Annotated in this window: 9 protein-coding genes; 1 reads left to right on the top strand and 8 read right to left on the bottom strand. The window is 59.7% G+C overall.

The window, feature by feature from the left end; genetic code table 11:
- Positions 1 to 35 precede the first annotated feature (35 nt).
- The 3 genes from chvE to A0U93_RS12655 form a co-directional block, all read right to left on the bottom strand.
- A complete protein-coding gene (gene chvE / locus A0U93_RS12665; protein WP_077807655.1) occupies positions 36 to 1,100 on the bottom strand; it encodes a multiple monosaccharide ABC transporter substrate-binding protein in 1,065 nt (354 codons plus the stop codon).
- Between the two features lie 401 nt (positions 1,101 to 1,501).
- On the bottom strand, positions 1,502 to 2,188 hold the full coding sequence (locus tag A0U93_RS12660; protein ID WP_077807654.1) for a Fe2+-dependent dioxygenase: 687 nt from the start codon (positions 2,186 to 2,188) through the stop codon (positions 1,502 to 1,504).
- A 9-nt stretch (positions 2,189 to 2,197) separates the two neighbouring features.
- The gene (locus A0U93_RS12655) at positions 2,198 to 4,576 is read right to left on the bottom strand and encodes a TonB-dependent receptor (protein WP_077808521.1); all 2,379 of its coding nucleotides are present in this window, start codon (positions 4,574 to 4,576) and stop codon (positions 2,198 to 2,200) included.
- A gap of 129 nt (positions 4,577 to 4,705) precedes the next feature.
- On the opposite strand from A0U93_RS12655, the gene A0U93_RS12650 reads away from it, so the two are divergent.
- The gene (locus A0U93_RS12650) at positions 4,706 to 5,458 is read left to right on the top strand and encodes a tetratricopeptide repeat protein (protein ID WP_077807653.1); all 753 of its coding nucleotides are present in this window, start codon (positions 4,706 to 4,708) and stop codon (positions 5,456 to 5,458) included.
- Positions 5,459 to 5,500: 42 nt separating this feature from the next.
- Here A0U93_RS12650 and A0U93_RS12645 read toward each other — a convergent pair whose 3' ends face one another.
- The 5 genes from A0U93_RS12645 to denD all read right to left on the bottom strand — a co-directional run bounded on the left by A0U93_RS12645 (position 5,501) and on the right by denD (position 13,570).
- Complete coding sequence (locus A0U93_RS12645; RefSeq protein WP_077807652.1) at positions 5,501 to 7,516, bottom strand: phosphocholine-specific phospholipase C; 2,016 nt, start codon at positions 7,514 to 7,516, stop codon at positions 5,501 to 5,503.
- A gap of 33 nt (positions 7,517 to 7,549) precedes the next feature.
- Positions 7,550 to 9,937, bottom strand: coding sequence for a TonB-dependent receptor (locus A0U93_RS12640; RefSeq protein ID WP_245824886.1), 2,388 nt, complete (start codon positions 9,935 to 9,937; stop codon positions 7,550 to 7,552).
- Positions 9,938 to 10,263: 326 nt separating this feature from the next.
- Positions 10,264 to 11,199, bottom strand: coding sequence for a sugar phosphate isomerase/epimerase family protein (locus A0U93_RS12635; RefSeq protein WP_077807651.1), 936 nt, complete (start codon positions 11,197 to 11,199; stop codon positions 10,264 to 10,266).
- A 25-nt stretch (positions 11,200 to 11,224) separates the two neighbouring features.
- Positions 11,225 to 12,544 (bottom strand): MFS transporter, encoded by a 1,320-nt coding sequence (locus A0U93_RS12630; RefSeq protein ID WP_077807650.1) that lies wholly within the window; start codon positions 12,542 to 12,544, stop codon positions 11,225 to 11,227.
- Between the two features lie 24 nt (positions 12,545 to 12,568).
- On the bottom strand, positions 12,569 to 13,570 hold the full coding sequence (denD, locus tag A0U93_RS12625; RefSeq protein WP_077807649.1) for a D-erythronate dehydrogenase: 1,002 nt from the start codon (positions 13,568 to 13,570) through the stop codon (positions 12,569 to 12,571).
- Positions 13,571 to 13,659 lie beyond the last annotated feature (89 nt).

The following is a 13,659-nucleotide window of genomic DNA, read 5'->3' as shown; positions in this document are numbered from 1 at the left end:
TCTCGCTTTTTTGGGATCCGGGTCCGGGCTCGCCGCTACTCGATCTGACTTTGCGTGTAGTAATTGCTGTCGATCAGCGTCTTCTCGACATTGCCCTTGGTGACCACCACCGGATCGAGCAGAAAAGCGGGAACAACCTTGACGCCATTGTTGTAGCTCTTCGTGTCATTGACCTGAACGGATTTGCCGCTCAGGACGGCATCCACCATGTCGGCCGCGACACTTGCCAGCTTGCGTGTATCCTTGAAGATCGATGAATATTGATCGCCCGCCAGAATGGCTTTGACGGACGGAATCTCGCAGTCCTGACCGCTGACGAAAGCCATCTTGGTGTCGCCGCTGCCGTAGCCGACACCTTTGAGGGAAGAGATAATACCGATCGAGATGCCGTCATAAGGCGAGAGCACGGCATCCAGATGCTTGTCCGAATAATAGGCGCTCAGGATATTATCCATTCGAGCCTGCGCCGCCGCCCCGTCCCAACGCAACGTGGAAATCTTGTCCATCGTCGTCTGGTGCGACTGCACCACGAGCTTTCCACTATCGATATACGGCTTCAGAACCGACATTGCGCCGTTATAGAAGAAATAGGCATTGTTATCGTCCGGCGACCCGCCGAAGAGTTCGATGTTGAACGGTCCCTTGGCATGGGGCAGACCCAGCGCCTGAACCAGGGATGACGCCTGCAGCACCCCGACCTTGAAATTGTCGAAGGTCGCGTAATAGGCGACATCCGGTGAATTCCGGATCAGACGATCATAGGCGATGATCTTGACGCCGTGGGCTGCCGCCTGCTTCAGCGTATCGGAAAGCGTCGTGCCGTCGATCGAGGCGATCACGAGCACCTTGTCGCCCTTCGTCACCATGTTTTCGATCTGCGAAAGCTGGTTGGGTATGTCATCCTCCGCATATTGCAGATCGGTCTGATACCCTCGCTGGTGCAGCGTCTTGACGATATTGTTGCCGTCCGCGATCCACCGCGCCGACGACTTCGTCGGCATGGCAATGCCGACCGTCGGCTTTTCCTGCGCCTGCGCCATGCCGCCGGCGCCCCCGAGAGATAATGCCAAAATCGCGGCAACTGCCGTAGCTTTTCTCATTTTCAGGTCCGTCTGTCTGACGACCCCAATCGTCGGAGTGCCACCGGACACGCTGAAAAAGCCGGAAGAACCCGGGCCATCTCACCGGACCAAAGCAGCGCTTGCTCCTCACAAGAGGCCGTTTCCAATCTGGTCCCTTACCTGCTTTCCACGTCCGGCAAGCGTCGAAGAGACAGTTCGCGTTCATGCACGCATGACCGGGAACTTTCCATAGCATTTCTTTCTGATTACGCTAACGTGAACTTTGTGATAAATAACAGTTGAAATGATATATTTTTTGGTATGTTCAGACGGCGCCCTTCAATGCAGGGCATCAGATCTGCCACGAGCACCGACAGCACAGTCGTCGCGATCGGGGACGTCACGCTTTCCGGGACGATAACGAGCCTGCAAACGATCGATCAGAGTTCGCACCATTGCCGCATCAGGTTATGATACGTGTTGACCAGGCCGAGAACAGCCTCATCATCATCCGCCAGACGCTGACGCAGGTTCATGATACCTTGATCCAGATCGAAAAGTATCTGTCGGCGGCTGCTCTCGCGAACCATGGACTGCGTCCAGAAAAACGACGCCCACCGGCTGCCGCTGGTCACTGGCGCGACACTGTGCAGCAGCGTCGTATCGTAGACGATCATATCGCCCGCCGGCAGCCTGATCTCCTGCGTTCCGGATGCGTCGTGCAGCAGCAATTCGCCGCCCTCGTATTCATCCGGCCCCGTCAGAAACAACGTGGACGAGACATCCGTGCGGACGCGCATGCCGCCAGCGCCCGGAATGGGCCGAATGGCGTTGTCGACATGCGCATCGAAGCGCATGCCGACATCGTAGCGATTGAACAGGGGCGGCACCACGCGTAACGGCAGCACGGCGCTGTTGAAAAGCACGTTGCGTCCCAACGCGCGCAAGACAAGGTCACCTAAGGCGCGGTGCGCCGGATGATCCAGCGGCACCTGCAGGTTCTGTTTCGCCTTGGCCGATTGCTGCCCCGCCGTCGCCTTGCCATCGGACCAGTCCGCTTCCGAAAGGGTCTTCCGGCAGAGGGCGAGCTCTTCAGGCGTCAGCACGTCGGGAATATGCAGCAGCATGGTCGGCCCTCAGTAGCTGTAGCTCAACTGCCCCAGAAAAGTCCGGCCCGCCGAGGGCGTTGCACGATTGGAGAACAGGCTCTGGTAATTCAGGCGGTTGGCCAGGTTGTAGCCGTTCATCGCCACTTTCCAATGGCTGTTGAAACGATGCGAGATCACCGCGCTGAAATCCAGATTGGCCGGAACACGCGCCGTGTTGGCCGCATCCAGCCAGACATGCTGCCGCCACGTCACCCCGCCGCCGAAGGCGATGTTATACGGCTTGCCCGAAAATGCATCGTAGACCGACCACAACGTCGCCTGGTTATGCGGAACATACTGAACGTTCTTTCCGACATTGGCCTTGGTCAACGATGCCGTCGTGTCGCTATCGTAAAGGGCGTACGTCGCGCTGATATTCCATCCCCGCGTGATCAGACCGCCGACGGAGACTTCCAGCCCCTGGTTGCGCTGCGTATCACCCGTGCTCACGATCTGCCCGGTGACCGGATCGGAATTGGTCGCATTGTTCTTTTCCAGCCGGAACAACGACGCCGAGAAGCCAAGCCGATCATGGAATGCGCTGTACTTGGCGCCCAGTTCGTAGAGACGTGCCTTTTCAGGATCCGCAATGGTGTTGCCCGGCGGCCGGATCGGCACCGAACCGTTCGTGACATACATGCCCGTGGGCGTCGTGGACGTCGCCCAAGTGAAATAATAGGTCTGATGGCTGTCGGGTGTGATAAGCAGGCTCGCATTCGGATTGAAGACACTGCTGACATTATGAAAATGCACGTCCGGATTGGTCGCCGTATCCCCACCCGTGGCATTATAGCTTGTCTGCCACCGGTCCCAGCGGAAGCCGCCCTTGATCGACAGCCAGGGCGTAAACCAGATCTGGTCATAAAGAAACAGTCCCGTATCGAATGCATAGCCGTTCGTATGATCTTTCGCCCCGATTCCGGCGAGACTGACCAGTCCGCCGGGATTCAGATCACCGGGAATAAGGTTCAGGTTGCCGACATAGGGATTGGGATTGACGAGACTGGCGTAAGGCTTGGCACGCGTATAGGTGGACTGCGAACGCACGTCGTTGACCCGTTCCAGATCGAATCCCGCCACGACCTGATGCTTCAGGAAGCCCGTATCGAAATCAGCCACCATGGAGCCGACATTCTGAACCGACCAGCTCGTCTGCTGGTAAGGTAAAGGCGCCATATATGTGCCCGGCCCCACACCCTTGCCGGCACCGACCGGGCCGGACCGTGCAACGAGCGCCGATGCCGGATTGCCGAGGAAGTAGTTGTTGACGCAGGTCTGGTCGCACGTGGCCTTCGATGCTGCGAAGGTTCGATAGAATTCACCGCCGCGCAGATCATCATAGAACGTGATGTGCCTGTTCAGTTTATACGAGAAACGCGCGGTCTCCATATTGTCGTTCGTCGCGTTCTGGTCGTTGTTCGTTCCATACCAGTTCGTGCGCGGAATGCCGTACTGCGTGATCGGCAAGGCATAGGCCGTGCCGGGCTTTTTCACGACTGGCACGCCGAAATCCGGTACGGAATTTTCCTGCTGGTGCATGTACTGCAACACCAGCGTCGCGCGCTCGCCGAGCCCGAAAGCGATGGAGGGCGCAATGCCCCAGCGATGCGAATAGATGAAGTCGCGACCGACGATATTGTTCTCGTTCCCCATGCCTTCAATGCGGAAGGCCGTCGTGGCATTCAGCCGCTGGTTGACGTCGAGCGTGCCGCGATAATACCCGCCCGAACCGCCGCTGAAGTCTGCCGCATAGCGATTGGCAAGCCCCGGCGTCTTGGTCACCATATTGATGGCGCCACCGGTCGTCCCGTTGCCAAAAACCTCCGACGATGGCCCCTTGATGACCGAAATCGTCTCCATGTTGAATGCGTCACGGCTATAGACGCCGAAATCACGCAAGCCATCCTCATAGATGTCATTCTGTGCCTGAAAGCCACGGATCAGGAACTGGTCGCCGTTCATGCCGCCGGCACCTTCGCCGATGGAGGACGTAACGCCCGGCACGTCGCGCAGGGCTTCATCCAAAGACTTGACGTTCTGCTGCTTCATCAACGCCTGCGGCACCACGTTGATGTTCTGCGGCGTGTGCAGGACATCCTGCGGCATGCGTGACAGCCCGATCGGCTGGTTCAGCGTATTGAAGCCGTGCCCGATAACCGTCAGATGCTCGTCATTATCCGACAATGACGGCGACGCAGCGTTATCGCGACGCCGATAACGCTCGTCTTCCCCTTCGTGCCGGTGGCGATGCCGATGACCCTGGTCGGCTTTCTCCTTGCCATCCGCCGCAAGACCGGACGCCCCGGAAAGCGCCAGTCCCGTCACAACGGGGAGCGGCGTAAGACAGCAACGAATGAAACGATTCATGACATCCTGCAACAAAAAGAGGTTTCAATATGGGTCCACCTATCGCAATCGAGAACAATTCTCAATTGCAAAAAAGACAAAAAAGCGCTTTCCTCGGAACATGCTTCCCGTCACCGATTGAAATTTCCGATGATCGCTTCCGCCGTGTCACGTCTCCTGCGCCGCACCCGCGCGCAAACGCCGAATACCCCCGCCTTGCCAGAGGAGATCGACACGATCCGTCTCCGCGCGGAGCAGGGCCATGTGCTGGCCCAGGTGCAGTGGGGCGATATCCTGCTCAACAGCGTCTATCTTCCACGTGATCCCGTTCGCGCGCGCCAATGGTTTCTGATCGCCGCGAAGGCGGGCTATGCACCGGCGCACAATATGATCGGGCGTTGCCATCACTTCGGTTGGGGCTGCCCGGTCGATCTCACGCAGGCTGCCCGGCGTTACGAAATCGCCGGCCAACTCGGCGACCCGTGGGGCCATTATAATTTTGGCATCCTGCTGATGCGCGGTCTGGGTGTCACAACCGACCTGCGCCGCGCCCTGTCGCTCTTTCGCGTGGCGGCGGATGCGGGCCATGCCAAATCCATGAATCTCGTCGCGCGCTTCACGGAAGAAGGCTGGGAGACGGCCAGGGACCCGATCGCCGCGCGCGACTGGTATCGCCGATCGGCGGAAGGCGGGGATTATCGCGGGCAACACAACTATGCCACGGCATTACTGGAACAGGGCGATAAGGAAGCCGCGCTGCGATGGTGGCGCCGTGCCGCAGACAACGCGACGTCGGACATCCTTCAGGCGATGGACAGACGCCTTGCATCGCTCGGCCCTGAAGGCGATCCGGTCCTGCTCGCGCAGGTCAGGCGACGGCTCGAAGCCGAATATCAATTATGATCCGAATGCCCTGACAGGGCGCCCCGGCCCGGCCGCCGCAACTCAGGTGAGGGACGTCGCCATATGCGGGTCCGTCCGGCTGGGGAAACCGGTTTCCATATGCCCGGCGACATGCGCGATCGGCCGGGTATCCTGAGGGCGATAAATCGCCAGATCGTACCAATGATCCGACGCCGCAACGGGCCACACAAGCACCGATGTCTCTCCCGGATGCAGGACGAGCGACTGTTCCGACTGACCGTAAGCATCCGCGACACGCAACGGGCCAGAGTCGTCGCCATGGCTGGACAGGACAAGTTCGACAGCATGGTCCCCGGGGTTTTCCCGCAACGCCACGGCAAGCTGTGCTGCCTCCCGGGCAAACTCGCGGAAAAACCCGTTCGGACCATGCACGACAACCGGCAATGTCACTGCCACGTCCATCTGGCGATCGGCGCCAAGCGTGACATGGCGGATACCCTGCGCGTCGATGATGCGAAACACCGCACCCTGCCGCCCCGAATTGGCGAGGTGCAACGCCTCGGCCCCCTCAAGCGACGCATGCAGCACATAGGGCAGCGCACGTGCCGGACGCTGTCCCTTTTCCTGACGCGGCAACTGCGGCTGAGCCGGCAGAACCGGTTTGGGTAACCGGCATGAGCGGCGCGTCTCCGCAAGGTAGTCATCGGTATTCGGCAAATCCGCCTGCCAGGACCGGTCGGTCTGGGCAAAATCGAAAACCGATGTCAGATCGCCTGAAACGGCGCGACGCCATGGCGTGATGTTCGGTGCCGCCACGCCGAACCGCGCTTCGAGGAAACGCAGGACAGAGGTATGGTCGAACACCTGCGAGTTGACCCAGCCGCCCTTGGTCCACGGCGAAACGACGATCGCCGGAACACGCGGCCCCAGCCCGACGGGCACGCCATGATAGACCTCACCCGCGGTCGAGACCGTACTTGCGCCTTGCGTATGGTCCAGTGCCGGAACCGGAGGCGGCATGTGATCGAAAAAACCGTCGTTCTCATCGTAATTGAGAATGAAGACCGTCCTGACCCAGATATCGGGGTGCCGGACGAAAACATCCATCAGGCGCGAAATCAGGTGTTCCCCATAGCCGGGCGGCGCATCGGGATGCTCCGACAACGCCGACGACGGCACGATCCATGAAACTTCCGGCAGCGTATCGTTCGCGACATCATGCTCGAAAGCATCGAGAAGATAGCGCCCTTCCGAACTCTGCATATTCTGCGCGTTCGATCCGGGAACGACCTGCCGCGCATTCCGATAGGCCCAGGAATCATGCGGGACGTTGCGGAACGGCGCGAAGGACGCCAGCGGATTATCGCCGAAATTGTCGTATTCCTGATAAACGCGCCAGGAAACGCCCGCCGCCTGAAGCTTCTCCGGGTAGGTCGTCCAGTCGAAAGGCGTGAAATCGGCCCGATCATGCGCCATGTCGGCGGACCAGTTGCCGTCATCCACATTCTGCACGACCTGCTGGCCGTCATTCCCGACCGCAAGGCCACTCGTCCCGCTAAAAAGAAACAGGCGGTTCGGATTGGTCGGACCGAAGATGGACGCATGATAGGCGTCGCAGATCGTGAAGGCATCGGCCAGGGCATAGTAATAGGGAATTTCCCGACGCGTGAAATGTCCCATCGTCATCGCGGTCTTGCGCGGAACCCAGATATTCCATGCGTCCCACGCCGTCTGCGATTTTTTCCAGCTATGATCGAGGCTGGCCAGACACGCGCTCGACGTGTGAACCGTATCGAAACGAAACGGCATGACGAAGCCACCATGCCCATCGGGTTGCGCAAAAACCGAATGGCCGTCCGCCTGCCGCTCCGCACGGGGATCGCCATAACCGCGAACTCCCTGAAGACAACCGAAATAGTGATCGAAAGAGCGGTTCTCCTGCATCAGGATCACCACATGCGCCACATCCTGTATCGTGCCCGTCACCCGGCGCGGCGCAATGGCCAGCGCACGGCGCAGGTTTTCCGGCAATACGGCACCGATTGCTCCGGCAGCGCCGGCTTTCAGGAACTGACGACGATTGGGACGAACGGGCACGGCGCAATGATCCGGAATGTGGGGTTTCCAGCCTTAGAAGAAGTGCTTGCGCAGTGTAAAGAACACCATGCGCGGGGCACCTGCCTGCAGGGTCTGTAAGCTGCCGGTGGGATCGCTGACCGCGAAGCCGGTGCTGCCCACCGTCGCGACATAGCGCTTGTCGAAGAGGTTGGTGACGTTGATCTGCGCATCCAGCCCGTTGAGCACCCAGTTATGCGCGTGAAAACGGTAGCCGAGATTGAGGTTGAAGATATCGTTCGGCTTGACCCACTGGTCATTGGTGTAGGTGTAGGTTCGCCGACCCTGATACTGCATGCCGACATTGCCCCAGATCGTGCCGTCGTCGTAGGCAAGCTCGACGTTGGCCAGATTGTGCGGCATGGCGACCACGCTCTTGCCCTTCGTGCCGTAGGGGACGCCGCCCGTCGTCAGGTTGTCGTTATAGACGGAGTCGTTATATGCGTAGGAGGCGTAGATCGACCAGTCGCCGGCGAAACGATAGTTAAAAGCCGTATCGATACCACGCGCGGTCACGCCACCCACATTGGTCAGGATACTCGGATAACCCTGAACGTTGGTGCCGCTGGAAACCGGCGTGATGGACGCCAGACGGTCCTCGAACTCGATATAATAGCCCGTGACGGACGCCTGGATGTGCCTGTTATGGAAGCGGTAGCCGACCTCCTCGCTATACGACATTTCCGGATGCAGCGTGTTTTTCGCCGCGGCGTAGGCGGCGCTCGTCATCGCGAACGGGCTTGTCGCACCCGTGGTGGAATTGTCGAACGCGGCCATGTTACGGGCGAAATCGCCGAAGATCTCGTTATGGCTGTTGATGCGATAATTGGCGGCCAACTGCGGCAGAAAACCGTTCGCCGAAACGATGGCGCCGGACGCATACGGGTTCGCCGTCGGCACGCCCTGAATATTGCCTTCCAACTGGCGTCCGTGATTGTCCACCACCAGCGATTTGAAGCCGTAATTAAACTTCAGCGCAGGCGTGATCTGCCACGTATCCTGAATATGGAACTGATATGTCTTGGTATTGAACGCGCTCTGCCACTGGGTCTCAAAAGCATTGCCCCTGAACCAGTGAACCGAGCTGCCGGTATATTTATCGATGCTCAGCGGATAGAAACGCCTGGCCTGTTCGAAATTATTGTCCTCGAACCAGAATCCGCCTTCGATCGTATGGTGGCCGATATCATAGGACAGGCTGCCGATGAACCCCTCGCGATGGATATCGTATTCCGTTGTGCGTACCGAGATTGGCGAGCCACCCAGTGCCGCCGGGGTCGGCGTGTAGGGCGTCGCATAAATGCCTTCACCCGTGTTGGTATGGCCGTAAACGGTAGCGAAGCCTTTCAGGCGATCGGTGATATGGAAATCGAGCTTGCTGTAGCCGAGCACGTCCTGCCGCAATCCTGCGGAATTGTAATAGGACTGGTCCTGATTGGCGATGCCTGCCGGGAAGGGTGTGCCGTTCTGATAGGCCGTCGCGATCTGCTTGGCTAACCCGTAATTATCCGTGATGTTATCGACGTTGTAGCCTTTGGTGGCGATCAGCTGCTTCGAAAGATCCTGATAATCGTTTTCCGCGCGCTGGCTGTAATCGCCGAAGAGCGTCAGTTTCACCTTGTCGCCCAGGGGCTGCACAAACTTGGCGTTCGCCTGCTGCTGCTGCTGGATGCCATCGCCCTTCCATTTATTGGCATCCTGATAATCGTAAGACACGTAGAGGCGACCGCCCCCCTTCATCGTGCCGGAATTCACCCGCGCGAACGTGCGCCAGGTGCCATAAGACCCGACGGTTCCGGCAACATCGACACCAAATTTCTCGCTTGGATCGATGGACGTGAATTCCAGCGCGCCACCCAGATCGTTGGAGGCGGCAACGCCGACGGCACCCGCGCCCTGCACCAGGGTCGCCGTACCGTTGTTCTCGGTCTGCAACGCACGCCCGATCGACAGGCCGTTGTCGTTGCCATAGGCCAGATTACCGAGCGGAATGCCGTCCATGGTGAACCCAAGACGGCTCTGGTCGAAGCCGCGGATAATGATCTGTTGCGACCATTCATACGATCCCAGCGGATCGGAAGACGTGAACATCACGCCGGGCAATCTGGACAGGGTCTTGAGCGGGCTGGTCCCCGGTGCCACTTCCTGAAGCGCGAGATGCGACAGCGATTGCGTTTCACGCGCAGCACCTGCTCCCAGGACGACGATTGACTCAGCCTGCGCACTACGCGTGCTGCGGCCCGACGTCATGGTGTCCGCAGAATCCTTCTTGCTCTGAACGCCCTGTTTGGCCCCCTTTGCGGCAACCCGCTTGGGCTGCGCTGCAACGCTTCGTGTTATGGCGTCATGGAGAAACAGGGAACCGACGCAGGTTGCAAGAAGAAGAAACTTGGTTTTTTTCATACAGCGTGATGCCCCATGACGAGGCCCTCGGGTTCGGGAGGGAGATAACGCTGCGGAACCTAGTTTTCATGTCTGACTGTGTCTCGTTATGATTCCGTGACAGAAAAAAGTCGTTACTGTGAACGCGATTAGTTTCAATAAATAATACCCAAATACCTGCCCCGAACCAAAGCAAATCCTTGCTTGTGTTGATTATTTTTTCTTCCACGAAGTATTTATACCCAGCAGTAGCCTTGTGCGCCACATGCCACGTTGCTTAACCGCAAGAAAAACCTGAACAGAAAAATGCTCCCGCACCGACAGGTCGGGAGCATTTTCGTCAGTTCTTATTTCGGCAGGATACGACGCAGATATTCGCGATTGGTGGCACTGACGCTCAAACCGTCGCCACCGTAGTGCTCGACGAGAAACGCACTGTTGAAGCCATGCTCCAGCGCCATGCGGATGGCCGCACGATAGCTGATAACCCCGAACTCCAGCGGCGCGGGGGCCGTCACGACCAGACCGCTCGTCTCGTCCTCGGTGCGGAAGTAATTCTTGACGTGCCAGTAGCGTGCATAAGGCGCCACTTTTCGCATCATCGACGACCAATGTTCCATCGGACGATGCAGCCGCACGAGATTACCCAGATCGGCGTTGATGCCGACATTCGGCAAATCCACATCCTCGACGAACCGCACGGAACTCTCGGCAGAGCCGAGATAGGTATCCTCGTACATCTCAAGCGAAATGCCGATTCCCACCTCCCGCGCATGCCGCCCCAGTTCGCGAATACGCTCGACCGCCAGACGCCATACCGAAGGGTCGTCCGGGCTCACCTGCCCCTGCGCCGTCCAGAACCACAAGGCACGTTTCTGCGCTTCGGTCAGCGGATAGAACAGTCCAAACGAAACCTCCTTCGCCCCTACGCGCGCCGCCGTATCGATCACCCGGTGATTATAGGCCAGAAACTCGTCGCCACGTTCCGGATCGATGACGGACCGGCGTGCCGTGGAGATCGCCGGAACCGTCAGCCCGGCGTCCCGAACCAGCCCCATGAACGTCTCCAGCCGCGATGCGGACAGATCGGCCAGGCGTACCCACGAATCCGTCGGGTCGAGTTCGGTAAATCCGGCATCGGTCACATCGGCCAGCGTCGCCGCCCACCCTTCGGGCGCCTGATCCTGCACGGACGATCCATCGGGCAGGATATTCGGATACTGGATCATCGCCGCTGCTATGGGCCAGTTGGTGCGATTGAAAGATGTCGTGCGGTCGGACATGCTTGTGTCTCCTCAGATGAAAAAATCAGACGGCAGGCTGCGTTGCCTGCCCGCGACGCGGCAGAAAGGCCGCGAGGCTCAAGGCCAGCACGCCGGCCGCCGCGACGGCGTAAAGCCCGGCCGACGGCGTGCGCCACAGATGATCGGCAAGGGAGCGGATGTTCGGTGCCGCGAAGCCCCCCAGATTGCCGACGGAATTGATGAGCGCGATCGCTCCGGCGGCCTCCAGCCCGGAAAAAGCTGCCAGCGGGAAATTCCAGAAAATAGCCTGCACCGTCACGACGGATGCCGCCGCAAGGCAGAGCCCCAGTAGCGCGGGTGCCGCCATGCCGGAGCCGGACACCACCAGTGCTACGGCGGATGTCACGAGACAGACGATCAGCCCTGCGCGCGGCGCGTTCAGCTTCTGCACGAGGCGTGGCACCAGAATGGTGGAAATGACGGCGCAAGCCCAGGGAACGGCACTGACAGTGCTCACCCAGAACCCGATCTTCTGATGCAGGATGCCCGACACCTGTTCCGGCAGATAGAACACGACGCCATAGCTGCCGACCTGCATCAAGGCATAGAGCGCCAGGAACTGAAGCAGTTTGGGCGAACGCAGCAATTTCCAGATATCGCCATGGCCATGGGCGGTCTTGGTCTTCTCCTCGGCCGACAATACCCGCGACAGCGTGGCCTTCTCCTCGTCGTCGAGCCACGTGACATCGGCGGGGCCATTCGGCAGCACGAACAATGTCATGATGCCCACGATGACGGCCAGGCCACCCTCGATCAGGAACATCCATTGCCAACCCCGCAGGCCCATGACCCCGTCCAGCGCGAACAATGCCCCGGAGAGCGGACTGCCGAGCGTCATGGCGAGCGGATAGCCGAAATAGTAGAGCCCCAGCACGCGCATGCGTTCCTTCTGGGGAAACCAGAATGTCAGATAGAGCATGACGCCGGGAAAGAACCCGGCCTCCGCCAGACCCAGAAGGCACCGCAGCGCAATGAAGGAATGATCGCCCCGGACGAACATCGTGGCCGCGGAAACCAGCCCCCATGTCACCATGATCCTCGCCATCCAGCGGCGCGCGCCCACGCGATAGAGGATCAGGTTGCTCGGCACCTCGAAAAGGGCGTAGCCCACGAAAAACACCCCGGCGCCGAACGCGAAAACCGCATCCGAAATCCCGAGATCGGCGTGCAGCGCCTGCTTCGCCAGCCCGACATTCGAGCGATCGAGAAACGCGATCATGTACATCAGGATCAGGAACGGCAGCAGATGCTTCGCTGCCTTCTCCGTGGCGCGCACCCGCACGGGATCGTCCTCGGCCGGCGGCCTCTGATCGGCTTTCTGCATGGTGAATATCTCCGACAACGGGCCTTAGGCCGCGTGCCTCTCGGGAATGCGGCCACCCAGTTCACCCTCGATATGCGCGAGAATGATGTCCTCGAACCGCGTCTCGGTCGTGAAGCCGAGCGACAGCGCGCGCTGCGGATCGAAAGCCCGCGCCCAGCCGTTCACGATCCGCGCGATCAGCGGGTCAGGCTCACGCCGGATATGCGCCACCACCCGATCGCCCGCGATCCTGCGCAGGGCCTCGATCTGTTCACCGACAGTCACCGACAGCGCCGGCATGGTCAGATTGGGACGATCACCGACCTGCGCCGGATCTAGGGTCGCGGCATGACGCAGGAACCCGATGGCCGAGCGCGGGCTGGTCATCCAGTGGCGGACGGTATCCGGCACCGGCAGGACCGCATCGAGCCCCACGAGCGGCTCTCGGATGATGCCGGAGAAAAACCCCGATGCCGCCCGGTTCGGCTTGCCCGGCCGCACGCAGATGGTGGGCAGGCGCAGGCCGATACCCTGAAAGATGCCGCGCCGCGTGTAATCCGCCAGCAGCAGTTCACCGATCGCTTTCTGCGTGCCGTAACTCGTCTGCGGGGTCAGAATGTAATCATCGGGAATCACATCCGGGAAATCGCCGCCATAGACTGCATTGGATGACGCATAGACAACGCGCGGCTTCCACCCTTCCTCGCCGCCGGCCTTTCGGATCGCTTCGAAGAGATTCCGCGTGCCATCCAGATTGATGCGATAACCCTTCTCGAAATCCGCCTCGGCCTCGCCGGAGACGATCGCCGCCAGATGATAGATGACATCCGGTCGGCCGGAGATCAGTTGTTCCGCAGCCCCGGGTGAGGACAGGTCGGCGGTCAGACATGAAACGTCGCCACGGAAACCGGCCGGCTCCTGCGGCGACACGACATCGGCAAGCGTCAGACGATCGACCGTCTTCCCGCCCAGGATGGCATCGGAAGCCAGACTTTCGGCAAATTTGCGACCGATCATGCCAGCCGCGCCAATGATGAGAAAATGCATGAACCACGCTCCAGACACCCATTCATCACATGATAACGTTATGTTCGTATCATGTAACCGTTAGGCCGGACGTTTCCCGAATAAGTCCG

Source organism: Neoasaia chiangmaiensis (assembly GCF_002005465.1).
GTDB classification, from domain to species: domain Bacteria; phylum Pseudomonadota; class Alphaproteobacteria; order Acetobacterales; family Acetobacteraceae; genus Neoasaia; species Neoasaia chiangmaiensis.
Note: the sequence above shows the minus strand (reverse complement) of the source record. Positions and strands in the feature narration are given on the sequence as shown.